Source organism: Nocardia asiatica NBRC 100129 (assembly GCF_000308415.1).
GTDB classification, from domain to species: Bacteria; Actinomycetota; Actinomycetes; order Mycobacteriales; family Mycobacteriaceae; genus Nocardia; species Nocardia asiatica.
Genome location: NZ_BAFS01000472.1, coordinates 1 through 22,421, shown reverse-complemented (window position 1 = coordinate 22,421; position 22,421 = coordinate 1). Strand labels below are relative to the sequence as shown.

The following is a 22,421-nucleotide window of genomic DNA, read 5'->3' as shown; positions in this document are numbered from 1 at the left end:
GCCGTCGCCCGTTCCGCGGATCGAGCGTCGATTCTTATCATACACATCGACCGTTGTATGTATGATCACGTCCAACGCGGCTCGGTGGCGTCGAGCGATGCCGCCGGCCCGGTTCGATTCCGAAAGACGAGGTACAGCCCAGTGACCGATCTTCAAGTCCGGAAGATGCGCTTCGCATTCGCCGACTACGACGTGCCCTTCCTGTGGAACGAGGAGAATCCGGCCTTCTCGTCGATGGCCAACGCGGTGTCCTTCCTGGCGATCGGCTTCGAGAAGATGATCGTCAACATGATCCGCGAGGCCATGCCCCTGATCACGGATCCGGCGGTCGCGGAGGAAGCCGACGCGTTCGTGCGGCAGGAAGGGCAGCACTCCACCGCCCATCGCCAGCACGCCAACGGCCTGATCCGGCGATACCCGGGATTGCAGGAGACGCTCAACGAAGTGATCGCGGAATTCGACCGCCTCACGGTGCAGACTCCGGTCGAATACCGGCTGGCCTACACCGCCGACCTGGAGGCGACCTTCACCCCGGTGTTCAAACTGATGCTCGACAACGATTCGACCTTGTTCCGGCCGGGAGACGACCGGGTCGCGTCGCTGTTCATCTGGCATTTCGTCGAAGAAGTGGAGCATCGCAGTTCCGCGCTCATCATCTTCGATTCCGTGGTGGGAAGCGACGTGTACCGGATGCGCATGGCGCCGTCGATCTTCCGGCACGTGATGAAGGTGATCAGGCTGGCCTGCGCGGGCTTCAACAAGCATGTGCCGCTGGAGGAGCGAAAGGTCGACGCGCTATCGATGTTCGCGTCCTATCGGCGCATGCAGAAGCTGCGCAGGCGGTTGCCCTTCCTGCACGCGGAGGACAACGGCCCGATGCCGCGCGCCTTCGACCACCTCCCCCTCCGTGAGCAGCTCGTGGCCCTGGTCGGCGTCGTTCGCAGCCAGTTGCCCAAGCACAACCCGGACCACGAGAAACTGCCCGCACTCGCGGACGTGTGGTTCCAGCGCTACGACGCCGGCTACGACGTCTCGCACTGGTACACCGCCGGCACGGTCACACCTTAGGAGCCGGACCGATGGCAGATCATTGCGCACCGACTTTCGATCAGCTCGCGACAGAGCTCGGCTTCACGTGCGAGGAGGCAGGCGGACTCGTCGAGGTACGCAACCCCTTCGCGTTGGAGAACTGGACGCTGCCCGTCCTCGAGGTCACGATCGTCCTGGGCGCGGTACTCGCGCTCTGCTACGCGATCGTGCGCTTGCGCCGCCACGCGGACCCCACCAACCTGGTGCTCTGGTTCGGCGCGACCGCGTACCTGTTCATCATCGAACCGCCGCTGTATTTTCCCGCGGCCTTCGGCATCGACGCGCACGTCGACACGATGTTCGCGCACAACCTGTTCACCGTCGAATTCCTGTGGGGCCGGTTACCGCTCTACATCGTCGCGATCTACCCGTTCATGGCCACGCTGGCCTTCGAGACGGTCAGAATCCTCGGCGTCTTCCGCCGGTACGGGGTGCTCGTCGGATCCGCTTGCGTGGGCTTCGTCCACCACGCCTTCTATGAGATCTTCGATCACCTCGGCCCGCAGTTGCGGTGGTGGGAATGGTCGATCGACAATCCGATCAACCAACCGATGTTCGATTCGGTGCCGCTTCCGAGCGTGGTCGTGTTCGCCGCGCTGTGGCCGATGTCGCTCGCGTTCTGCGTCCAATTGTTCGTCGGCCGCCACGTCGACCAGGGGCAGGCGTTCTCCGGTGCGCAATTGGTCTGGCGCACCGTCGTCATCGGCGTGCTCGCATCGCTGGGCACCGCCGTATTGCCCATTCCCGCAACCGTGTTCGGCATGGGTAGCACCACCGTGCGCGGCGTCCTCTACGCCGCCGAACTGGTCGTCGTCACTATCGTCGCCGTCCTGGTACTCACCCGCCAATGGCTGCGGCTGCGGCGGAGCGACCCGGACACCACGCCTTACACCAACGACTTCGTCCGCGGCTACAGCGTGGTGTACCTGTGCGTGATGGCTTTCCTGTGGGTGACCGCGTTGCCCGATTTCTTCGGGGCCGTCGACGGCAGGACGAGCGAAGGGGACCCGATCGGAAATCTCTGGTACACCCTCGCCTGCTTCGCCGTCGCGATCTTGTGCGTGATCGCCGTATACACGGTGCCACGCAAGACGGCGGAGAACGGCGCTGTCCCTGCTGAGCAGCAAACAGCTGCCAGTCCCACGACGTAGCTGGTGGCGAGCGGCCACGCCGCCGGTGACGGGTGGCCCGGCTACCGCGGGGCGAGATCGGCTCGACCGGGGTGTGACGCCCGGCTCGGCCGGGATTTTCCGAGCCGTCGAACGGGTTGTACGTGGGGCCGATATGAGGAGGTCATGTGGCACGGGAGTACAACCGGAATCCCGCGGCGGTCGCCGCGCTGTCGCCTGAGCAGTACCACGTCACTCAGGAGAACGGCACCGAGCGGGCGTTCACGGGCGAGTACTGGGACAACCACGAGCCGGGTATCTACGTCGACGTGGTGTCGGGCGAGCCGTTGTTCGCCTCGGTCGACAAGTTCGACAGTGGCACGGGATGGCCCAGTTTCACCAAACCGATCGATGCCGCGCACGTGGTCGAGAAGCGGGACTTCAGCCATCTGATGGTCCGCACCGAGGTGCGTTCGGCGCACGGGGACAGCCATCTCGGGCACGTGTTCACCGACGGCCCCCGCGCGGCGGGCGGCCTGCGGTACTGCATCAATTCGAAAGCGCTGCGATTCATCCACCTCGACGACCTCGAGGCGGAAGGATACGGGCAGTACAGGACTCTCTTCGCGAAGGAGGAGGCGTGACCGACACGCGGAAGGCCGTTCTGGCCGGTGGATGCTTCTGGGGCGTGCAGGACCTGATCCGCAAGCAACCAGGGGTGGTGTCGACACGCGTCGGCTACACCGGTGGCCGCAACGACCACCCCACCTATCGCAATCACCCCGGGCATGCGGAGGCGGTGGAGATCGTCTACGACCCGGCCCGGACGGACTACCGGGAACTGCTGGAATTCTTCTTCCAGATCCACGATCCGACGACGAAGGACCGGCAGGGCAACGACATCGGAACCAGCTACCGTTCGGCGATCTTCTACCTCGATGAGGACCAGAAGCGTGTGGCGATCGACACCATCGCCGACGTGGATGCCTCGGGCCTGTGGCCGGGCAAGGTGGTCACCGAGGTGACTCCCGCCAGCGAGTTCTGGGAAGCCGAGCCCGAGCATCAGGACTACCTGCTGCGCTACCCGGACGGCTACACCTGCCACTTCCCGCGTCCCGGATGGAAACTGCCGAAGCGGCAGGCCACCGCACAGTAGGACCTGGTGAGCTCGGCGGGGACGCGCCCGATACCCCGTCGAGCTGTCGGAGCGACTGCGCCACCATGCCAGGTGGCGCAGTCGTCGCGTTCGGTGCCCTCCGCGGATGTCGAACCCGGAACGGTCCGATGAGTTTCCGGCGCGGACGCCGTCGACAGTGGTATGACGACGACCCATCTGCTCGAGACACCCGGCGCCGATATCGCCTACGACGTGCACGGACCGCTGCCCACCGCCACGGGACGCCCGCCACTGCTGCTGATCGGCCAGCCGATGGACGCCGGCGGCTTCCGGGCGCTGGCCGCGCACTTCCCGGATCGCACCGTGGTCACCTACGACCCGCGCGGCCTCGGCCGCAGCACACGGAAAGACGGCCGCGTCGACCATACGCCCGAAGTGCAGGCGCGGGACGTGCACGCTGTGATCGAAGCGCTCGGCGCCGGGCCGGTGGAGATGTTCGCCAGCAGCGGCGGCGCGGTCACCGCGCTCGCGCTCGTGGCCGCCTACCCGGACGACCTGGTCACGCTGGTGGCCCACGAGCCGCCGCTCATCCCGGTGCTTCCCGACGCCGCGGCAGCCGAGCGCGCCCGCGCCGACGTGCGCGACGCCTACGAGGCCAAAGGTTTCGGTGCGGGCATGGCGGCCTTCATCGCCATGACGTCATGGCAAGGCGAGTTCACCGACGACTACTTCGCCCAGCCCGCCGCGGACCCGGCGCTGTTCGGCATGCCGACCGAGGACGACGGTACCCGCGACGACCCGCTGCTGTCGGACCGATCCTGGGCGGTCAGCGACTATCTGCCGGACGCGGCCGCGCTCACCGCGGCGCCGACTCGGGTGGTGGTCGCCGTGGGCGAGGAGTCCGCGGGCACGTTCACCGGACGTACGGCCGCCGCGACCGCCGCGCTGCTCGGTCAGCAGGCGACCGTGTTCCCCAGCCACCACGGCGGCTTCCTCGACGGAGAGTTCGGGTACGCGGGCCAGCCGGAGGCTTTCGCAGCCGAACTCCGCGAGGTGCTCGACGGCAACATCTGATGCCGTTCGAGGTCTCAGCGCTGGACATCGAAGTTCCGTCCGACCTCTGAACATGTTGCGGTAACGAGCTTCTCGTGTCACCTCGGGCTCAACCTCGGCTCCCCGCTGTGGGGAGGAGACATGGTCGGTGACCGATATGATCGTCGGCGCCCGAATGTCCGGACATTCACGCCAGTCGATCCGAGGTAGGCAGATGACGCGCAGCGGCACAAAGGTTCTCGACGTGCTGGGTAGCCGGCGGATGGCGGTGGCGACGCTGGCCGCCATCACCGGCTTCTACTACCTGTTCGTCGCGTTCACCAACTGTGTGGACACCGACACCAACCGCAACGGTGTGGCCGCCGTGCTGTCGATGAAGGCGACGATTCATCATCCCGGCACCGACTGGCGCGCGATCACCAGCGGCAATGTCGCGCTCGTCGCCTACATCCTGGTGGTGATCTGGGAGTTCCTGATCGCTTTCGCGCTGCTGGCCGCCGCGGGCGTGTGGGGCCGGGTACTGACCGGACGGCCGCGCCGGCTGCGAGCCGGTGTCGATGTAGCCGTCAAGCTGTCGAGCCTGGGCTGGACCATGGCGGTGCTGCTGTTCGCGGGCGGGTTCCTGACCGTCGCCGGCGAATGGTTCCGCATGTGGGCGAACGACGACGTGAATGCGTCGTCGGCCGCGTTGCAGAACTTCTTGATCGCCGGTGTCGGGTTGATTCTCGTTCACCTGCCCGACTCCCCGACCACCGCCGCCTCCGAAAGTGTCTCGGCGGCAATTGACTCGAAGTAGGAGCAGGCGCGATTCCGCGGATCGACGACGCGAGCGTCAGCGGCCGTTGCGGTCGAGTTCGTTCAGCTGCTTCTGGAGACGTTCGAGCGCGGCGCGGATCTCGTCGATCTGCGCGTTGAGTTCGGCGATTTTCGCCTGATCCTGCGGCGCGGCTTCCGCCGGAGCAGGCGCGGGCTGCGGGGCGGCCGGCTGCTGGCCCGGGGGCAGCGGAACGCCGGGGCCGCCGCCCGGCGGCGTGGCGAGCCGGCCGGTGCCGGGGCCGAAGACCTGGTCGAGCGCCTCGGCGAGGGTCGGCGCGTAGCCGACGAGGACGCCGCCGGTCCCGGGTTCGCGGTAGCTCACCAGCACCCGCGCCAGCTGGGGGAACGTCGAGGCGTTCGGTGTGGTCGAGATCCGCTCGGTGAAAAGCGGCTCGACGTAGAGCACCCCGCCGTCGGCGATCGGCAGCGTGAGCAGGTTGCCGTACTGGATGCGGTTCGATCGCTCCAGCAGGGTTCGCTCGGAGGCCACTCTGGTGTCGGAGATCATCGAGTTCTGGATCTGCTGCGGCCCCTGGGTGAGCGTGTCGGTGGGCAGCTGCAAGACGCTGAGCTTCCCGTAGTTCGCGGGGTCGGAGTGCGCGGACACGTAGGCGGAGAGGAATTCCCGGTTGTAGCCGACCATCGCGCTCGACAACCGGAACGACGGCTCGGCGGTGTCCTGGCCGCCGAGCAGGACATAGAACGGCGGCTGGTGCGGGTTGGTCTCCACCGTGGGGTCGCTGGGCACCGACCAGAACGCGTTGGTGGTGAAGAATTCGCGCGGTTCGTCCACGTGGTATTTGGCGAGCATCTCGCGCTGGATCGTGAACAGGTCCTCCGGGTAGCGGAAGTGGGCGCGCAGTTCCGGGGTGATCGACTCCTCTGGTTCGACCGTACCGGGGAAGACCTTCATCCACGCCGCCAATACCGGGTCCTGCCGGTCGAGTTGATACAGGGTGACGGTGCCGTCGTACGCGTCGACCGTGGCTTTGACCGAATTCCGCACGTAGGACACCTGGCGCGGGGAGCCGCGGCGGGTATCGCCCGGCTCGAGCGCTTCGAGCGAGCTGCGCTTGGCGTAGGGGTAGCCGTCGATGGCGGTGTAGGCGTCGACGATCCAGACGATCCGCCCGTCCACCACCGCCGGGTAGGGATTGTTGTCGGTGGTCAACCACGGCGCGACCAGTTCGACGCGGTGGCGCGGATCGCGATTGAAGATGATCTTCGACTCGGGGCCGATCGCCTTGGAGAAGATGATGTTGCGTTCGGTGTAGGTCACCGCGAAGGCGAACCGATTGAGCCAGTTCCCGATGGAGACGCCCCCCGCACCCGTGTAGGTGTACTTGCTGGCGTCGGTATCGTACTCCCGGGGTTCGGCGCCGCCGCCGACGATGGCGTAGTCCGGCTCGGCGCCCGCGATCACTTCCCCGAAGTAGATACGGGGCTGATCCACCCGGATCACCTGGTTCCCGGATGCCTGCGAGGCTATGTCACTGACCGCATAGATCGGGTATCCGCTGTTGCTGCTGGCGGCATCACCGGCGGCCTCACGGACGGCCGCGTTGACGCGGTTGGCGGGTGCGGCGACGAACCCGTTGCCGTGGGTGTAGACGGTGTGCCGGTTGACCCAGTGGCGCTGGTTGCCGCTCAGCGCGCTCGGAGTCAGCTCCCGCGCCGCGACCACGTAGTCGCGCAGTTGCCCACCGACGCGGTAGCGATCCAGGTCCAGATGCGGCGGGAAACTGTAGAAGTTCTTCAGCTGTTGCTGCTGGGTGAACGTTCGCGAGAGCACGTTGGGGTCGAGCAGACGCATGTTCGCGATCGTGGTGGCGTCCGCCGGTACCTCGGTCGGCGGCTTGCTGCCCACCCCGGGATACGGCTGGTACTCGACCCGATCGCTGCCGATGCCGTACGCCTGGCGCGTCGCCGCGATATTGCGTTCGATATAGACGCGCTCCATGTCGGCGGCATTCGGGCGGACGGACAACTGCTCCACGGCCAACGGCCACACTGCTCCCACCAGGATCGACGACAGCAGCAGAAGCGCGGCGGCCATCGCCGGAATGCGCAGGTCCCGCACGACGACGGCGGCGAATACCGCCACCGCGCAGATGACCGCGATGGCGAACAGGATCAAGCGAGCCGGCAGCACGGCGTTGATGTCCGTGTAGCCCGGGCCCGCGAAAGTGGGCTCCTTGCTGCGGCTCGCGAGCAGCGAGTACCGGTCGAGCCAGTAGGCCACGGCCTTCAAGAGGATGAACGCGCCTGCCAGTACCGCTAGTTGGACGCGGGCCGCATGCGTCACACCGCCCGCCTTTCCGGGCAGACGCAACCCCCCGAACAGGTAGTGCGTCGCGAGACAGACGAGAAACGCGAGCACGACGGCCGCGAACAACCAGTTGACGACGAGCCGGTAGAACGGCAGGTCGAAGACGAAGAACCCGACGTCGTGGCCGAACTGGGGGTCCGTCACACCGAAGGACCCGCCATGGCGGAACAGTTGGACCCGCATCCAGCTCGACTGCGCGATCAGGCCGCAGATTACGCCGAGCGTGGCGGCGATGCCCACCCCGAATCGCCGCCGCCGTCGCAACACCATCGCTCGATACGGCAGGAGGCTGTCCTCCTCCCCGGCATGGGGGACGAACGGCGGACGGAACGCGAAGGCGAGCCACATCGCCGCCAGCACGGCCGCACCGATGAGCAGGCCGACGACGAGGAACAGCGATAGCCGGGTGAGCAGCGCGGTGAGCCAGACGCCGCGGAATCCGACCTCACCGAACCAAAGCCAGCTGACATAAGCCCTGATCAGGCGAGGCACGACGAGCATGAGCACGACGAACACCGTGGCGGCGATCACCAGCACTCGAGTGCTGCGATGCAACCGCCGCAGGCTGGGGCCGTCGCGTGCGCTCATCTCCCGCTCCCGCGGCTGCCGCCCGGCCGAATACGGCACGGCCGACGCGAAACCGCTAATCCCGATACTACCGGGGCGGGCGCGATCGTTCGGATCCCTCGCCGCGGCGTTCGATCAGCTCCCACAGGTAGACCACGTGCTCGGCCATGTCCACGGCCGGGTCGTACAACCACTGCGTCTGCGGGCCGTCGAGCAGGGCGACGGCGATGACGGCGAAGCGGTCCGGGTCGAGGTCGGCGGGCAGACGGCCGGAGTCGCGAAGCAGGCGACGGCGCGGGCGAGGGCGTCGCGGTAGCGGTCGCGGAAGTAGTCGTGGGCGGGATGTTCCGGACGGGTGGCCTCGGCGGAGAATCGGGCGTAGACCGGTTTCCACCCGAGGAGCTGCTATGACGACCGAGCCCGACCTCACCGACCTGTCGCCGCAGGACCGCGCGGCGCTCGGCAGCGGCGCCGACTTCTGGACCACGAAGGCCCTCGGCCCGGTCGCCTCGATCGCCATGACCGACGGCCCGCACGGCGTGCGCAGGCAGGCGGGCGCCACCGACCACCTCGGGCTCGCCGAGAGCCTGCCCGCCACCTGCTTCCCGCCCGCGGTCGGGCTCGCGCAGAGCTGGGACGCCGAGTCGGTGCGGCGGGTGGGCGAAGCGCTCGGCCGGGAAGCCCGCGGGCTGGGCGTCGACGTGCTGCTGGGGCCGGGCGTCAATATCAAGCGGGATCCGCGCGGCGGGCGCAATTTCGAGTACTACTCGGAGGATCCGCTGCTCACCGGCCTGCTCGGCGCGGCATGGGTGACGGGCATGCAGAGCACCGGAGTGGGCGCCGCGTTGAAGCATTTCGCCGCCAACAACGCCGAGCACGACCGGATGCGTTCGAGCTCCGACATCGATCCGCGCCCGCTGCGGGAGATCTACCTGCGCGCATTCGCCCACATCGTGCGCACCGCGCGGCCGTGGACGGTGATGTGCTCCTACAACCGGATCAACGGTGTGCACGCCGCGCAGAATCGCTGGCTGCTCACCGAGGTCCTGCGCGGCGAATGGGCATTCGACGGCGCGGTGGTCTCCGACTGGGGAGCGGTGGCCGACCGGCCCGCCTCCGTGACCGCCGGGCTGGATCTGGAGATGCCCGGCGGCAGCGGCGTCTCCGACGCACAGGTGGTGGCGGCCATGGCCGCGGGCACGCTCGACCCGGCGGACGTCGACCGCGCCGCGCGGAACGTGGCGCGACTGGCGGCGAGGGTGGTGGCCGGACGCGAACTCGGCGACGCCCCCGGCGCCACCGGCGACCACCATCGGCTGGCCCGCGAGGTAGCCGCGCGCTGCGTCGTCCTCTTGCGGAACGACCGCGACCTGCTGCCGCTGACCCCGGGTCGCTCGCTCGCGGTGATCGGCGAATTCGCGGTGGAACCGCGGTATCAGGGCGGCGGCAGCTCCCACGTCACCCCCACCCGGCTCGATGTGCCGCTCACGGAGATTCGCGCGCTGGCCGGCGCCGAAACCGTCTCCTACACCCGGGGTTTCACCACCAGCGACACGGAGGCGGACCACGACGCGCTGCGCGCCGAAGCCGTCGCCGCCGCCCAGAACGCGGATGTCGCCATTGTCTTCCTCGGCCTGGCCGCCAGCCAGGAATCCGAGGGATTCGACCGGGAACACCTCGAACTGCCCGCCGATCAGCTGGATCTGCTGGACGCGGTGGTCCGGGTCCAACCGGACACCGTGGTCGTGCTCGCGCACGGCGGAGTGGTGCGGCTGGCCCCGGTGGCCGCGCGGGCCGCCGCGATCCTGGACGGCGGCCTGCTCGGGCAAGCCGGCGGCGGCGCGCTCGCCGACGTGCTGTTCGGTGTGGTGAATCCGTCGGGGCGTCTCGCGGAAACGGTGCCGGTACGGCTGCAGGACACCCCCGCCTACTTGAATTTCCCCGGGGAGAACTCCCACGTGCGCTACGGCGAAGGCTTGTACGTGGGCTACCGCTGGTACGACAGCCGGGAGGTGGAGGTGACCTTCCCGTTCGGGCACGGCCTGTCCTACACCACGTTCGACTACACCGATCTGGCGCTCACCGCGGACGCGGCAGGGGTCACGGTGCGCCTCACGATCACCAACACGGGTGCCCGTGGGGGCCGCGAGGTGGTGCAGGTCTACACGGCGGTGCCCGGCTCCGCCGTCGCGCGTCCGGTCCGCGAGCTGAAGGGCGTCGCGGTCACCGCCGACCTGGAACCCGGTGCCGCCGAGGAGGTCTCGATCCTGCTGTCCCGCGACGATCTGGCCTACTGGGAGACGCGCGTCGACCGCTGGGTCGTGGAGGGCGGTGCCTATCAGGTTTGGGCGGGCGCCTCGAGCCGGGATCTGCGCGTCACCGGGCGGATCGACATCACCGGAGACGAGCTGCGGATCCCGATCACGGCGGAGTCGACTCTCGGTGAGGCGCTGGCCGACCCGACCGCGGCGGCCGCACTGGCCGAGGTGTTCGGCGGCATGTCCGAGAGCATGGGCGACGCCACGGCGCTCGGCGTGGACATGATGCGGATGATCGCCTCCATCCCGCTGAACCGCCTCATCGGTTTCGGCGTGGACCCCGGAAAACTGGACGCGCTGCTGGCCGCCGCCGAGGACTGAGCGCCGATCCCCCGGCACACCGGCCGCGATTCGAAACGGCATCACCGAGTCGGCGCTCATCGGGCGACGGCGGGCACACCGGTGACCGGTGTGCCGCCGGCGGGCGCTGTGGCCCGGTGCAGCCCGCGGCGGTCGTAGGCACAGGTGGCCGTGACGCCGAGGAGCAGACCGATTCCCAGGCCGAGCAACGTCATCCACAGCCCGGAACCGAAACCGGCTTCGACGCGCGCGTCGAAGAACAGGATGGCGCGCACGGCCAGGTAGATCTGGTGCATCGGTTCGAAAGCGGCCAGATGCGCGATATACGCGGGTGTCGCTTCCAGTGGCACCGTGGCGGCCGAGGACGGCAGACCGAGTACCACGAACACGATCAGGTTGATCAGCAATCCGGCGGTGCCGAAGGCGGCCAGCACGGCGAGCGCGGTGACTCCGACGGCGGCGATGGCCAGGGTTCCGTACAGCCACAACAGCAGCGGGCTGCCCAGCGGAACGCCCAGCGCCGCCGCCACGGCGAGGAATGTCCCGGACAGGATCGGCGCAGCGGTGACGAGGACCACCCACTTCAGCAACAGGGTCCGGAAGCGGGAGATCCCGGTGGCCGGCGGATGGACGAACCACGGCCCGTACTCGGTAGGCGTGAAACCGAGGACCGAATCGATGAGCGTGTTGATGATCATCGCGCCGGTGAATCCGGCCAGCAGCAGGATCAGGGTGTAGAAGAACGCGACGAGACCCTGCCCGGCGCCGTCGTCCATCGGGCGGTACGGCGCGGTGACGATCTGCACGGGGTCGGCGAGCATCAGGCGGGCGGCGCCGCTGAGTTCGACAGGCGCGCCGGGACCCGCGGCGAGGGCGGCGTTCACCTGGTCGGTCAGGTTCTTGCCGACCGTTTCGTCCACTTGGCGCAACGCGCGATCCGCGATGCGCTGCATGATGCCGGTGGTGTAAGGGCCGATCCGGGGATTGGTGTGGACGGTGATCACCGGCCGCTCGATCTCCCCGGGAATCACCGCGGCCGCGCCCAGGATCGCCAGCCGCTTGGTGAAATCGGACGGGATGACGATGGCGCCGTAGACCTCGCCGTGCCGCAACTGCTCGCGCGCCTCGGCGATACCGACGACGCGCAGGTCGATCTTCTCCGCCGGGATGCCGGCGACCAGCGCGTCGGCGACCTGGGCGCCGATGTTCGCGGGCTTGCCGTCGAGGGTGTCGCCGACGTCCTGGTTCACCAGGGCCACCGGGAAGTCGTGCAGATTCCTTTCGGTGTTGCCCGCGTAGCCGAGATACATGGTGGCGAGCAGTGCCGCGAAGACCGTCAGCACTGCGATCGGGGCGGTGAAGGTCCGAACCGTCATGCGAGCCAATGTAGTCAGTGCCTACAAAGTAGGCAATGCCTACATTTTGTTATTCTGCGAACACCATGCCGATCACCCGAAGCCGGTCCTATCACCACGGCGACCTGCGCGCCGAGTTGTTGCAGCGGGCCGAGGCGACCCTGCGCGAATCCGGCGTCGACGGGTTGTCACTGCGTCGCCTGGCGCGTGACGTCGGAGTCAGCCACGCCGCCCCCACCCGGCACTTCAAGGACAAGCAGGCGCTGCTGGACGCCATCGCGGTATCCGGATTCGAGCGCCTGGCCGCCGCCCTGGCGCAGACCGCGGCCGCCGGCTCGATCGACGGGCACGTCCGCGCCCTGGCCCGAACCTATCTCCGGTTCGCCACCGACAACCCGGCGCTGGTCGCGCTGATGTTCGCGCGCAGGCACAGCCCGGCGGCCGGTGACGCGATGTCCCAGGTGGTGGACGCCGCGTTCGCGACTCCCGTCGCGCTGATCGCCGAAGCGCAGCGACTCGGGGAGGTGATCGAGGGCGACCCGCGCCGCATCGCGCTCTCCGCGGTCGCCACGCTGCAGGGCCTTGCCACCTTCGTCGGCTCCGGCGTGATCGCGGCGGAGACCGCCGAGGAACTTCTGGACGAGACCATCACGCACATGATCGACGGCCTGCGCCCGCGGTGATCCATCGGGTGACCGCCCGGTGGGTGCGGGCGCTCGTCGTTTCCGGGCGAGTGCCGGTGTGGGTCTCTCAGGCCGAGGCGGCCGGGCCGAGTTCGTCCTGCCGGGTGCACGCGCAGCGCCCGGCGTGTCTGCGAGGGTGATGAAAGGACCGACGGAGCTTGCCGGAGCCGGGTTCGACTGTCTGCGCCGATCGCGGATTCGCGGACCGGACGTCCCGTCCGGCGCTGCGGAAGCCGACGCCGGGTGTGCACTTAGGAGGAGACTTGGACGAGGAACGGGAGATTCTCGCGCGGATCAACCGGCTCGCCGACGAGGAGCACGTCTTCGAGCGGTCCCTGATCGGACGTGATGTCACGAACGAAGACCTGCGCGAGCTGCACCGCATCGAGCAGGAACTCGACCGGCATTGGGATCTGCTCCGCCGCCTCCGAGCGCGCCGTAGAGCCAGGATGGGCATCGACTACGGCGAGATTCCGTTTCGCCGCACCGCTCGACCGCGCGGGAACGGGCGTTGATGCACGCCTTCGCGAGCGGCGGGCACCGTGGTGGTTTCTCGCAGGCCACGGCACGGATCGCCGGTGCGGATGCGGGGCACCGGAGCCTGTCGTAACCGAGGCCGACGCCTCTCGAGCACCCGTCCGGACCGAGCGGCGGGCACGGGTCCTCGGGCCGGATCCGTCGGTCAGTACGCGATGAACAGGATCTCGTCGCGTGAGTAGTCGTGACCGGGATGCTTCTCGGCCAGATGGGCTTGGGTCTTCGCCACGAGATCGTCCTCGTCGGTTCCGACGATCGACTCCCCGCAGGGGCAGTTCAGTCTCCGCTTCATCAGCGTCCTTCCTCCTCGAACCGTCAGTCTAGGCGCAGCGCCGGAATCGGGCTGGCGCAGAGCGGCTCTCGGGCGAACTCCGTGCGCAAGCAGGCTCCGGGCGCCGGATCAACCGCGCGACCATTCGTGGCCCCAGTAGCTGTCGGCGGTGATCTCTTCGGCGCTGTAGGTGGACTCGTCGACCAGCGCGCCCTCGGTGCCGAATTCCAGATCCCAGCCACCGGGAGTGCGGACGTAGAAGGAGATCATCTTGTCGTTGGTGTGCCGGCCGAGGGTCGAGGACAACGGATAGCCCGCGCGCACGACGCGGTCGAGCGCCCGGCCCACGGCGTCGAGTTCGGCCACCTCGACCATGACGTGCACCAGGCCGGGACCGTCGGAGCGGGTGCCGGGAATCAGGGCGAGGCTGTGGTGGCGCTGGTTGACACCCAGGAATCGCACGCGCACCGGCCCGACGCCGGGCGGAGTCGGCACCCGGAACGAACCGCGGGGCAGAAACCCGAGAACCTCGCAGTAGAAACGGTTCGCCTCCGCGAGGTCCGGCACCGGCAGCACGACATGGCCGAGCCCGAGCCCCTCGGTGACGAAACGGTGCCCGTGCGCGGTGACGACCGGGCTGTGCTCGAGCACGGGCCCGTGGAAGACCTCCACGGTGAACCCGGCGGGATCGGTGAAAGTGAAAGCTTCTTCCACGCGCAGCGCGTCGACCTGCTCCTGAGCGAGCGGTGTGACCGCTACGCCCGCCTGTTCCAGCGTTTCCCGTACCCGGACGAGTGCGCGATAGTCGCGGACCTCCCAGCCGACGGCGAGCACTCGATCGCGTTCGGCCGGAACGAGTTCGAAGCGGTAGGCGTGCTCGTCCATCCGCAGGTACACGCTGCCGGGATTCGGGCCGGTGCCCTGCGCGAAACCCAGAACGTCGAAAGCGAACGCCCGCCAGGCGTCCACGTCGGCGATGGCGACTCGGAGGTAGCCGAGCGCGGCGATGTCAGCCATGGTTGTTCGTACTCCTCAGGAATAGGTGACGCGCACCGTGTCGGTGACCGGGACCGCCTGGCAGGCCAGCACGTAACCCTCGGTCAGGTCGGCGTCGTCGAGAACTTCGTTGTGCCGCATCCGGACCTGTCCCGAGACGACCCGGCAGGTGCAGGCGCTGCAAGCGCCCTCGCGGCAGGAGTAGGGCGCGGCCAGCCCGTTGACCAGCAGCACGTCGAGCAACACCTGCTCGCGCGGCCAGAGCAGGACGCGCGTCTCGCCGTCGAGTTCGACTTCGACCGCCGCGCTGTCGGCCGAATCGGTCAGCTCGGAGGTATCGGTCCGGAACGGGTTGCCGTTCAGCGACACGAATTTCTCGACGTGCACTCGCTTGCGGTCGGCGCCCAGCCCGGTGAGGGCGGCGCAGACGGCGTCCATGAACGGACCCGGGCCACAGACGAACGCCTCGCGATCCGCCCACGGTGCGGCCAGCGCCGCCAGCTGCGCGCGGGCCGGCAGCCCTTGCAGGGTCTCCAGCCAGTGCACTACGCGCAGGCGGTCTGGGTGCCGGGCCGTGAGATCGGCGAGTTCGGCGGCGAAGATCACCGACCGCTCGTCGCGGTTGGCGTAGATCAGGGTGCAATGACCCGACCCGCCCGCCAGCACCGATTTCAGGATCGACAGCACCGGGGTGATCCCACTGCCCGCCGCGAACAGCAGCAGATCGTCGTCGAGCGAGGCCGGGGTGAAGACGCCGGCGGGTGGCAGCGCGTCGAGGACCGTCCCGGCGACGGCGTTGTCGCACAACCAGTTCGATCCGTAGCCCTCGGGTGTCCGCTTGACCGTGACCTTCAGCGGCCCATCCTCGTGCGGCGCACTGGACAGGGAATAGCAGCGGCTCACCGAGCCTGTCAGCTCGCTCGGTATGCGCAGGGTGAGGAACTGGCCGGGGCGATAGCCGATCGACATCGAGTGCTCGGCCGCGAGATCCAGCTCGAGCGACACCGCGTCGTCGGTTTCCCCGATCACCCGCCGCACGCGCAGGCTCAGGATTTCGCCCGGTCGGCCCGGCGGCCCGGCGGGAAGGCCGGTAGGCGGCAGTGCCGCCGCTTCCACGCGATCCACTGTCGTGTCTCTCCGCTCGTGCGGGGCTGTCGCGTGCCGCGCGCTCACGGCACGTCTCCGTCGCGCGTGCTGACCGCGAGCGAGCCGTCCGCGACGGCGGCGTCGATGCTGTCGCGCAGCGCGGCGCAGGTCCGCGTCCGTGCACTGTCCGCTCCGGCGAATTCGGCGCAGGCCGCCACCGCGACGCCGGTCCATTGCACGCTGGTGTGCTGCGGGCTGAACTTCTCCGCCAGCACGCGGGCCTCGCAGGTATGGCAGGTGATCGGTGCCATGACCGCTCAGGCTCCGGCGGCGGCGCGGCGCGCGGCGAGATTCTCGGCGACCTCCGCCTCCCACGCGGTGACCGCCCGGGTGGTGTCGACTTCGAATTCGAAGCGGTCGGTCATCTTCGGGTCGATGTCGGCCACGTCGGTGTAGAACTGCTCGTACCAGCGTCGCAGCTGGTAGACGGGCCCGTCCTCCTCGCACAGCAGCGGATTGTCGATGCGGGTCTTGCGCTGCCAGATCGCGGCGTCCTGCTCGAAGCCGCGCCCCAGACCGCTGGCGAATTTCGCCGCGATCTCCTCGGCCTGCTCCGGCGGCACGCCGTGCGGCTTCTTCACGATCGCTCCGTACTGCAGCACGAATTTCGTGGGTGACACCGGGTAGTGGCAGTTGATGAGGATGCCCTCGACCGTCAGGCCCGCGCTCTCGCTGCGGAGGTGATCGATCATGTAGGACGGGCCGTAGTAGGAAGCGTCCGAATGCAGCACGTTCTTGCCGCCCAGCGCCTTCGCGGTCTCCCCCAGCATGTCCTCGCGGGAGACCGACGTCATGTACTGACTGGCGACGTGGCCTTCGAAGACGTTCTTGAAGTAGGTGGGGAACCCGAAGTGCACGTAGAAGAAATGCGCCATGTCCACCACGTTGTCGACCACCTCACGGCAGTTGGCGCCGTCGATCGCCATGGTGTTCCAGGTCCAGTCGGTCCACTCGTCGCTGAACGCGCCCTCGATGCGCGGGATGCTGACCTGCTCGGGCGGCGGATTGCCTTCCGGGTCGTTCCATACGAACAGTTGCTTGTTCTGTTCCAACGTCGGCCACGAGCGGGTCCGCGCCCGGGGCGGCACGCGGCGGCCGTAGGGGATGCCGGTGCAGCGGCCGTTGCCGCCCCAACGCCAGTCGTGGAACGGGCAGGCGATCGAGTCCCCTTCGATCCGGCCGTCGCCCAGGTTTCCGCCCATGTGCCTGCAGTAGGCGTCCAGCACGGAGAGTTCGCCGCCGGAGCCTGCGAAGACCACCAGTTCGGTGCCGAAGATCTCTACGGTGTGCGGCTTCCCGTCCCGGAAGTCCGCCGCCAGCCCCAGGCAGTGCCAGCCGCGCGCGTACCGGGCCGGCGGAGCGCCCGCATCGATCACTCGAATCTCGGGGTCGGTAGTCATCGGTTCCTCCACAATTCGCGCACGTTTGTCGCCTCGATACTTCGGTTCGTCTTGCCGTTGCGGAAATGCGCAGTCCCACTGGCCGGGCGACGTTCAGGCCGAATCGAGCCGCCCGAACGCGGAGCGGTAGAACAGCAGGGGCGGGACCTCCCGATGTTCCGACAGTGCGGTGACGCGCGCGATCACGATGGTGTGGTCACCACCGTCGACCTCCCGCTCCAGCTCGCAGTCGAGCCACGCCATGGTTCCGGCCAGCCTGGGCGAGCCGTTCGGGGAGGGCGCCCAGTCGACACCCGCGAACTTGTCCGTGCCGCTGCGCGCCAGCTGCTTGCAGATCTCCTGCTGGTCGTGCGCCAGGATGTTGACGCAGAACCGGCCCGCCGTCCGGATGCGCGGCCAGGAGGTGGACGTACGGGCGGGGCAGAAGCAGACCGCGGGCGGCTCCAGCGACAGCGCCGAGAACGACTGGCAGGTGAAACCGACCGGCCCGTTCTCGGATCGCGCCGTGATCACCGTGACGCCCGTGCAGAAGCGGCCGAGTACCGCCTTGAAGTCGCGCGGGTCCAGCGGCGATCCGTCCATCTCGAGCACCGGTTCCATCTGGCCTTCCTCTTTCTGTCAGGCATATACCTGACAGCTATGACAGCAGGCACCGCACGGCGAGCGTCAAGAACGATGTCCGGTCACCGAGATAGAGATCCGTGGAAGCTACGTAGTTCTCCCGATTCGGCCCGGTCCCGAACCCGTCAGTGTGATGGGAGACACAAGCGATCTAGCACCCGATGCCTGGTCGACCTCGACCGAATCCGACCGACGGAGGTTCAGATGACCGTCACCCTGCTGCCCGACCCGCAGCCGAGCACCGGCCGCGTCCCGCACCGCGGCCGGCCCCCGGCGGACGGACCCGGCTCCGCCGACGTGCCGGTGTCGATGATCGAGCGGATGACCCTCATCCTGGACGCGTTCGACGCCGCGACCCCGTCGTTGACGCTGCTCGGACTGGTGGAGCGCACCGGGCTGCCGCGCTCCACCGTCCATCGGATCCTCGATCAGATGATCCGGCTGCGCTGGCTGGCCCACGCCTCCGGCGGGTACCGGCTCGGCATGCGCACGTTGGAGCTGGGCGGGCTCACCGCCGATCACAACGAGATCCGCGACGCGGTCAGCCCGCTGCTGCACGAGCTGTGTCAGCGCACCGGCATGGTCGGGCATCTGGCGGTGCTCGACGGACGCGAAGTCGTCTACCTGGACAAAGCCGGTGGACGCTTGGCGGCGATGCTGCCCACCCGGCTCGGCGGCCGCATGCCCGCGCACTGCACCGCGCTCGGCAAGGCGATGCTGGCCGGTTTGGAGCCGAGCATCGCCGAAGCCGCGTTCCGCACCCCCCTGCCGCGACTGACCGCGCACACGATCACCGAGCCCGGCGCGCTGCATCGCACCCTGGCCCAGATCCGGCTGCGGCAGGGCGTGGCGCTGGACCGCGAGGAGTCGATGGACGGAATCGCCTGCGTCGCGGCGCCGTTGCGCGGCCGTGGCACCGCACCCGCGGCCCTGTCGCTGTCCGGGCGGGCGGAAGCGATGAGTTTCGACAAGCTGGCGCGAGTGCTGCTGGAGATCTCCCACGAGGCAGGCCGGACGCTGTTCGCCCGCCGGGCGCGCTGGCGCTAGTCCGGAATCCGCAGATGTCCGGGCGGTACAGTCCGACGATGACCGATGGCCTCACACCCGCGGTGCCCGATCTGCCGACCACCGCGTGGGCCGTGCTCGGAATGCTCTCGCACGCCGAGGAACTCTCCGGCTACGACCTGAAGAAGTGGGCCGACTGGAGTCTCCAGTTCTTCTACTGGAGTCCGTCGTTCAGCCAGATCTACGCCGAACTCAAACGGCTGGAGAAGCACGGCTACGCCACCTCCCGCACCGTCGCGCAGGAGGACGGCGTGCGCGGCAAGCGGATGTACGCCATCACGCCGGAAGGCCGTGCCGCCGCCGCGAACTGGGTCAACCACGCGCCGGTCGAGGCGCCGGTGCTCAAGCACAGCGTGATGCTGCGAGCGTGGCTCGGCAACCTCGCCGAGCCCGACCGGATGCGCGAGATCCTCACCGAGCACATCTCTTACGCCGAGCGGATGCGCAGGCGCGCCGAGGCCGACGCCGAGGGCGCCGAGGCCAATCCGGACTGGGCCTATCCGGAACTGGTGCTGCGCTGGTGTGTGCGGCACTACGAGGCCGAGCGCGATCTCGCCCGGGAGTTGCTCGCGGACATCGATCGCCTCACTGAGTGAGACGCCGCCTGGTAGTTCCGGCCCCGCCATATTTCGATCAGGCATATGGAGGTGGCGGACATGACCGGTGAACTGGACTCGGTGCCTGCCGCGGTGGCGGCGATCGCGAGCGGGGGCATGGTGCTCGTGGTGGACGACGAGGACCGCGAGAACGAAGGCGATCTGGTGCTCGCCGCGGAGAAGGCGACCGCGGCGAACATCGGGTTCCTGGTGCGGCACACCAGCGGCGTCCTGTGCGTTCCGATGGCGGGCGGCGATCTGGACCGGCTGGACCTGCCGCCGATGACGGCGGTGAACCAGGATCCGAAGGGCACCGCGTACACGGTCTCCGTCGACGCCGCGGGGGGCATCGATACCGGTATCTCGGCCGCCGACCGGGCGCGCACCATGCGCCTGCTGGCCGATCCCGCCACCACGGCGGCGGATCTCACTCGCCCCGGGCACGTGTTCCCGCTCCGGGCCCATCCGGCGGGCGTTCTGGGTCGGCCGGGCCACACCGAAGCCGCGGTCGACCTGGTGCGACTGGCGGGTCTGCGCCCGGCAGGCGTGATCGCCGAGGTGGTCCGCGACGACGGGTCGATGGCTCGGCTGCCCGAACTGCTGACCATGGCCCGGGTGCACGGCATCCCCATCATCTCCATCGCCGATCTGATCGGCTACCGCCACCGGATCGAGTCGGGCGTCGCCCGGATCGTCGAGACCCGCCTGCCCACCCGTTTCGGCGACTTCCGGGTGATCGGCTACCGGGACGAGACCACCGACGCCGAGCACCTGGCGCTGGTGTTCGGCGCGCCCGGCGACGAGGACGTGCTCACCCGTATCCACTCGGAATGCCTCACCGGCGACGCGTTCGGCTCACTGCGCTGCGACTGCGGCGAGCAGTTGGACGCCGCCCTGCGAGCTGTGGCCGCCGAGGGCCGCGGCGTCGTGGTGTACCTGCGCGGGCAGGAGGGACGCGGCGTCGGTCTGCTGAACAAGCTGCGCGCCTACGAGCTGCAAGACCAAGGCGCCGACACGGTCGACGCGAACCTGCGACTGGGGCTGCCGGTCGATGCCCGCCGCTACGACGCCGCCGCGCGGATCCTGGCCGATCTGGGCGTGCGGTCGGTCCGTTTGCTCAGCAACAACCCGGCCAAGCAAGCCGGGCTGACCGAGTACGGCATCGCCGTCCAGCGGCGAATACCCTTGCAGACCAGACCCACCGAGCACAACGTGCGCTATCTGCGGGCCAAGCGGGACCGCATGCGCCATCAGTTGAGCGGGATCGACGCCGCGGTCGCCGCCCGATGATCAGCGGCGGTTCGGTGTCGAATTCGCCCAGAACGCTCCTGCGCGCCACGCGCGGTACCTAGGGTTGACACCCATGGCGCGGCGTCCAATCGGCAATCTCCCTGCCGAGGTCACCAGCTTCGTCGGGCGCCGGGAGGAACTCGCCGCCGCGAAGCGGCTGCTGCCCACGACACGGGTGCTGACCCTGCTCGGGCCGGGCGGCGTCGGCAAGACGCGACTGTCCCGCCAGGTCGGCGTCGCGGTCGCGCGCGCCTTCCCGGATGGCGTGTGGCTGGTGGAGCTGGCCGACGTGCACGATCCCGACCTGGTGACCGTGACCGTCGCGGAGGTGCTGGCGCTGCGCGACGACACGGCGGCGCCGCTGCCGCGCCTGACCGAGTTCCTCGCGGACAAACGGTTGCTGTTGATCCTGGACAACTGCGAGCACCTGATCCATGCCTGCGCGGAGCTCGTCGGCGAGGTGGTGACCGCCACCGCCGACGTTCGGGTGCTGGCGACCAGCCGGGAGGTGCTGGGGGTGCAGGGCGAACAGGTCATGCCCGTCGCACCCCTGCCGCTACCGGACGACGAGACCGCCGAGAGCGACGCGATGCGACTGCTCGCCGAGCGGGCCGCGGCCGCCAACCCCAGTTTCGCGGCCACGGCCGCGAACCGCGGCGCGCTGACGGCGATCTGCCGTCGGCTCGACGGCATCCCGTTGGCATTGGAACTGGCCGCGTTGCGGTTTCGCATCTTCACCCCCGAACAGATCCTGGCCCGGCTCGACGACACCATGGGCCTGCTCAGCGCCGGACCGCGCCTGGCGCCGCAACGACAGCAGACCATCGAGGGGGCGATCCGCTGGAGTTACGACCTGTGCGCTCCCGCCGAACAGCGGTTGTGGGAGCAGCTGTCGGTGTTCGCCGGCGGTTTCGACATCGAAGCGGCGGAGGCGGTGTGCGCGGCGGAGGCCGGTCAGCGCGCGCTTTTCGACGCGCTCACCGGCCTGGTCGACAAATCGGTGCTGAGTTTGCGCTACGACGGCGAGGTCGGCCGGTACGCGATGCTGGAGCCGATCCGGCAGTTCGCCCACGACCGGCTGGTCGACCGAGGCGGCGAACCCGCGGCCCGGACGCGCCACCTGGAGCACTACCGCAGGCTGGCGCTGCGCGGCCGGACCGCGTACTGGAGCTCCGACGACGTGGACTGGTTCCGCGAACTCAACCGCGAGCACGCGAACCTGCGCGCGGCGCTGCAGTGCGGCTTGGCGAGCAGGCCCGAGTGGGCGCTGGAGATGGCCGCGGCGCTGCGACCGTTCTGGGAGCACAATCGCTTCCTCACCGAGGGCTATCGCTGGCTGACCGACGCGCTGTCCAAGTCCGGCGAACCGGCCCAGCCGCGGGCCCGCGCGCTGTCCGCGGCCGCCTCGCTGGCGGCACTGCTGTCCGATCGCGGGTCCGCCCGCCAGCTGGTGGACGAATGCGTCACGCTGGCAAGGAAATTGAACGCTCCGGACATTCTCGCCGAGGCGATGCTGGACTCGGCGCTGCTGGCCTTCAACGACGGCGACACCGCTCGCGCGCTCGAGTCGGCCGAGACGGCGACCCACCTGGCCGCGGAGTGCGGCCACCACGCGATGGAAATGGACAGCCTCGCCTTCGCCTTCGTGTGCGCGCTGGTGCTCGGCGACCCGCGCGCGACCGGCTTCGCCGAGCGGCTGCTGGCGGTGGCCGCCGAACGGGGCCCGCACCTGCTCGGCGGGCTGGCGCAGTGGTCGATGGGCC

Annotated in this window: 22 protein-coding genes; 13 read left to right on the top strand and 9 right to left on the bottom strand. The window is 68.9% G+C overall.

All coding sequences use genetic code 11. From position 1 onward, the window contains the following. Positions 1–141 precede the first annotated feature (141 nt). The 6 genes from ON27_RS38130 (at position 142) to ON27_RS38105 (ending at position 5,164) form a co-directional block, all read left to right on the top strand. Positions 142–1,068: a metal-dependent hydrolase gene (locus ON27_RS38130; RefSeq protein WP_043738791.1), complete on the top strand. Its 927-nt coding sequence runs from the start codon at positions 142–144 to the stop codon at positions 1,066–1,068. An 11-nt stretch (positions 1,069–1,079) separates the two neighbouring features. Continuing rightward, positions 1,080–2,240, top strand: coding sequence for a hypothetical protein (locus tag ON27_RS38125; RefSeq protein WP_043738790.1), 1,161 nt, complete (start codon positions 1,080–1,082; stop codon positions 2,238–2,240). A 146-nt stretch (positions 2,241–2,386) separates the two neighbouring features. Continuing rightward, a complete protein-coding gene (msrB, locus tag ON27_RS38120; RefSeq protein WP_043738789.1) occupies positions 2,387–2,842 on the top strand; it encodes a peptide-methionine (R)-S-oxide reductase MsrB in 456 nt (151 codons plus the stop codon). Beyond that, positions 2,839–3,354: a peptide-methionine (S)-S-oxide reductase MsrA gene (gene msrA, locus ON27_RS38115; RefSeq protein ID WP_043738788.1), complete on the top strand. Its 516-nt coding sequence runs from the start codon at positions 2,839–2,841 to the stop codon at positions 3,352–3,354. The genes msrB and msrA overlap by 4 nt, the downstream gene beginning before the upstream one ends. Positions 3,355–3,516: 162 nt before the next feature. Beyond that, positions 3,517–4,389 carry an alpha/beta fold hydrolase gene (locus ON27_RS38110; RefSeq protein ID WP_043738787.1) on the top strand — a complete coding sequence of 291 codons (873 nt, stop codon included), beginning with the start codon at positions 3,517–3,519 and terminating at the stop codon, positions 4,387–4,389. A gap of 193 nt (positions 4,390–4,582) precedes the next feature. Continuing rightward, a complete protein-coding gene (locus tag ON27_RS38105) occupies positions 4,583–5,164 on the top strand; it encodes a DUF2165 domain-containing protein (RefSeq protein ID WP_051047518.1) in 582 nt (193 codons plus the stop codon). 36 nt (positions 5,165–5,200) lie between these two features. On the opposite strand, the gene ON27_RS38100 is transcribed toward ON27_RS38105, so the two are convergent. Both ON27_RS38100 and ON27_RS43750 read right to left on the bottom strand, forming a co-directional pair. Continuing rightward, on the bottom strand, positions 5,201–8,101 hold the full coding sequence (locus ON27_RS38100) for a UPF0182 family protein (RefSeq protein ID WP_043738785.1): 2,901 nt from the start codon (positions 8,099–8,101) through the stop codon (positions 5,201–5,203). Between the two features lie 67 nt (positions 8,102–8,168). Continuing rightward, a complete protein-coding gene (locus ON27_RS43750; RefSeq protein ID WP_157227931.1) occupies positions 8,169–8,474 on the bottom strand; it encodes a hypothetical protein in 306 nt (101 codons plus the stop codon). A gap of 13 nt (positions 8,475–8,487) precedes the next feature. Here ON27_RS43750 and ON27_RS38095 point away from each other — a divergent pair, with 13 nt between their 5' ends. Further along, positions 8,488–10,719, top strand: coding sequence for a glycoside hydrolase family 3 C-terminal domain-containing protein (locus ON27_RS38095; RefSeq protein ID WP_043738783.1), 2,232 nt, complete (start codon positions 8,488–8,490; stop codon positions 10,717–10,719). Between the two features lie 56 nt (positions 10,720–10,775). On the opposite strand, the gene ON27_RS38090 is transcribed toward ON27_RS38095, so the two are convergent. Further along, positions 10,776–12,074 (bottom strand): YhgE/Pip domain-containing protein, encoded by a 1,299-nt coding sequence (locus ON27_RS38090; RefSeq protein ID WP_051047517.1) that lies wholly within the window; start codon positions 12,072–12,074, stop codon positions 10,776–10,778. A 65-nt stretch (positions 12,075–12,139) separates the two neighbouring features. Here ON27_RS38090 and ON27_RS38085 point away from each other — a divergent pair, with 65 nt between their 5' ends. Beyond that, positions 12,140–12,736, top strand: a complete 597-nt coding sequence (locus ON27_RS38085) for a TetR/AcrR family transcriptional regulator (RefSeq protein WP_043738781.1) — start codon at positions 12,140–12,142, stop codon at positions 12,734–12,736. A 263-nt stretch (positions 12,737–12,999) separates the two neighbouring features. Further along, positions 13,000–13,251: a DUF2630 family protein gene (locus tag ON27_RS38080; RefSeq protein WP_051047516.1), complete on the top strand. Its 252-nt coding sequence runs from the start codon at positions 13,000–13,002 to the stop codon at positions 13,249–13,251. 167 nt (positions 13,252–13,418) lie between these two features. On the opposite strand, the gene ON27_RS40975 is transcribed toward ON27_RS38080, so the two are convergent. The 6 genes from ON27_RS40975 to ON27_RS38055 form a co-directional block, all read right to left on the bottom strand. After that, on the bottom strand, positions 13,419–13,565 hold the full coding sequence (locus tag ON27_RS40975) for a DUF1059 domain-containing protein (protein WP_063711458.1): 147 nt from the start codon (positions 13,563–13,565) through the stop codon (positions 13,419–13,421). A 108-nt stretch (positions 13,566–13,673) separates the two neighbouring features. Beyond that, positions 13,674–14,561, bottom strand: coding sequence for a VOC family protein (locus ON27_RS38075; protein WP_043738779.1), 888 nt, complete (start codon positions 14,559–14,561; stop codon positions 13,674–13,676). Between the two features lie 15 nt (positions 14,562–14,576). Then, positions 14,577–15,641, bottom strand: coding sequence for a 2Fe-2S iron-sulfur cluster-binding protein (locus ON27_RS38070; protein WP_425295234.1), 1,065 nt, complete (start codon positions 15,639–15,641; stop codon positions 14,577–14,579). 68 nt (positions 15,642–15,709) lie between these two features. Continuing rightward, positions 15,710–15,937: a hypothetical protein gene (locus ON27_RS38065; protein ID WP_043738777.1), complete on the bottom strand. Its 228-nt coding sequence runs from the start codon at positions 15,935–15,937 to the stop codon at positions 15,710–15,712. 6 nt (positions 15,938–15,943) lie between these two features. Then, positions 15,944–17,086 carry a 3-ketosteroid-9-alpha-monooxygenase, oxygenase component gene (locus tag ON27_RS38060; protein ID WP_043738840.1) on the bottom strand — a complete coding sequence of 381 codons (1,143 nt, stop codon included), beginning with the start codon at positions 17,084–17,086 and terminating at the stop codon, positions 15,944–15,946. A gap of 93 nt (positions 17,087–17,179) precedes the next feature. Continuing rightward, positions 17,180–17,686 carry a flavin reductase family protein gene (locus tag ON27_RS38055; RefSeq protein WP_051047515.1) on the bottom strand — a complete coding sequence of 169 codons (507 nt, stop codon included), beginning with the start codon at positions 17,684–17,686 and terminating at the stop codon, positions 17,180–17,182. Between the two features lie 225 nt (positions 17,687–17,911). On the opposite strand from ON27_RS38055, the gene ON27_RS38050 reads away from it, so the two are divergent. From ON27_RS38050 to ON27_RS38035, 4 genes are all read left to right on the top strand, one after another. Further along, a complete protein-coding gene (locus tag ON27_RS38050; protein WP_043738776.1) occupies positions 17,912–18,754 on the top strand; it encodes an IclR family transcriptional regulator in 843 nt (280 codons plus the stop codon). Between the two features lie 38 nt (positions 18,755–18,792). After that, positions 18,793–19,368, top strand: a complete 576-nt coding sequence (locus tag ON27_RS38045) for a PadR family transcriptional regulator (RefSeq protein ID WP_043738774.1) — start codon at positions 18,793–18,795, stop codon at positions 19,366–19,368. A 60-nt stretch (positions 19,369–19,428) separates the two neighbouring features. Next, positions 19,429–20,658 (top strand): bifunctional 3,4-dihydroxy-2-butanone-4-phosphate synthase/GTP cyclohydrolase II, encoded by a 1,230-nt coding sequence (locus ON27_RS38040; RefSeq protein ID WP_043738836.1) that lies wholly within the window; start codon positions 19,429–19,431, stop codon positions 20,656–20,658. 73 nt (positions 20,659–20,731) lie between these two features. After that, a partial coding sequence (locus ON27_RS38035) for an ATP-binding protein (RefSeq protein ID WP_051047514.1) occupies positions 20,732–22,421 on the top strand: 1,690 nt, incomplete at its 3' end.

Excerpts from the sequence above, each read along its gene's own strand:
- ON27_RS38125 (WP_043738790.1), top strand. The coding sequence starts at position 1,080 with ATGGCAGATCATTGCGCACCGACTTTCGATCAGCTCGCGACAGAGCTC.
- ON27_RS38110 (WP_043738787.1), top strand. The coding sequence starts at position 3,517 with ATGACGACGACCCATCTGCTCGAGACACCCGGCGCCGATATCGCCTAC.
- ON27_RS38105 (WP_051047518.1), top strand. The coding sequence starts at position 4,583 with ATGACGCGCAGCGGCACAAAGGTTCTCGACGTGCTGGGTAGCCGGCGG.
- ON27_RS38100 (WP_043738785.1), bottom strand. The coding sequence starts at position 8,101 with ATGAGCGCACGCGACGGCCCCAGCCTGCGGCGGTTGCATCGCAGCACT.
- ON27_RS38095 (WP_043738783.1), top strand. The coding sequence starts at position 8,488 with ATGACGACCGAGCCCGACCTCACCGACCTGTCGCCGCAGGACCGCGCG.
- ON27_RS38090 (WP_051047517.1), bottom strand. The coding sequence starts at position 12,074 with ATGACGGTTCGGACCTTCACCGCCCCGATCGCAGTGCTGACGGTCTTC.
- ON27_RS38085 (WP_043738781.1), top strand. The coding sequence starts at position 12,140 with ATGCCGATCACCCGAAGCCGGTCCTATCACCACGGCGACCTGCGCGCC.
- ON27_RS40975 (WP_063711458.1), bottom strand. The coding sequence starts at position 13,565 with ATGAAGCGGAGACTGAACTGCCCCTGCGGGGAGTCGATCGTCGGAACC.
- ON27_RS38075 (WP_043738779.1), bottom strand. The coding sequence starts at position 14,561 with ATGGCTGACATCGCCGCGCTCGGCTACCTCCGAGTCGCCATCGCCGAC.
- ON27_RS38065 (WP_043738777.1), bottom strand. The coding sequence starts at position 15,937 with ATGGCACCGATCACCTGCCATACCTGCGAGGCCCGCGTGCTGGCGGAG.
- ON27_RS38060 (WP_043738840.1), bottom strand. The coding sequence starts at position 17,086 with ATGACTACCGACCCCGAGATTCGAGTGATCGATGCGGGCGCTCCGCCG.
- ON27_RS38055 (WP_051047515.1), bottom strand. The coding sequence starts at position 17,686 with ATGGAACCGGTGCTCGAGATGGACGGATCGCCGCTGGACCCGCGCGAC.
- ON27_RS38050 (WP_043738776.1), top strand. The coding sequence starts at position 17,912 with ATGACCGTCACCCTGCTGCCCGACCCGCAGCCGAGCACCGGCCGCGTC.
- ON27_RS38045 (WP_043738774.1), top strand. The coding sequence starts at position 18,793 with ATGACCGATGGCCTCACACCCGCGGTGCCCGATCTGCCGACCACCGCG.
- ON27_RS38040 (WP_043738836.1), top strand. The coding sequence starts at position 19,429 with ATGACCGGTGAACTGGACTCGGTGCCTGCCGCGGTGGCGGCGATCGCG.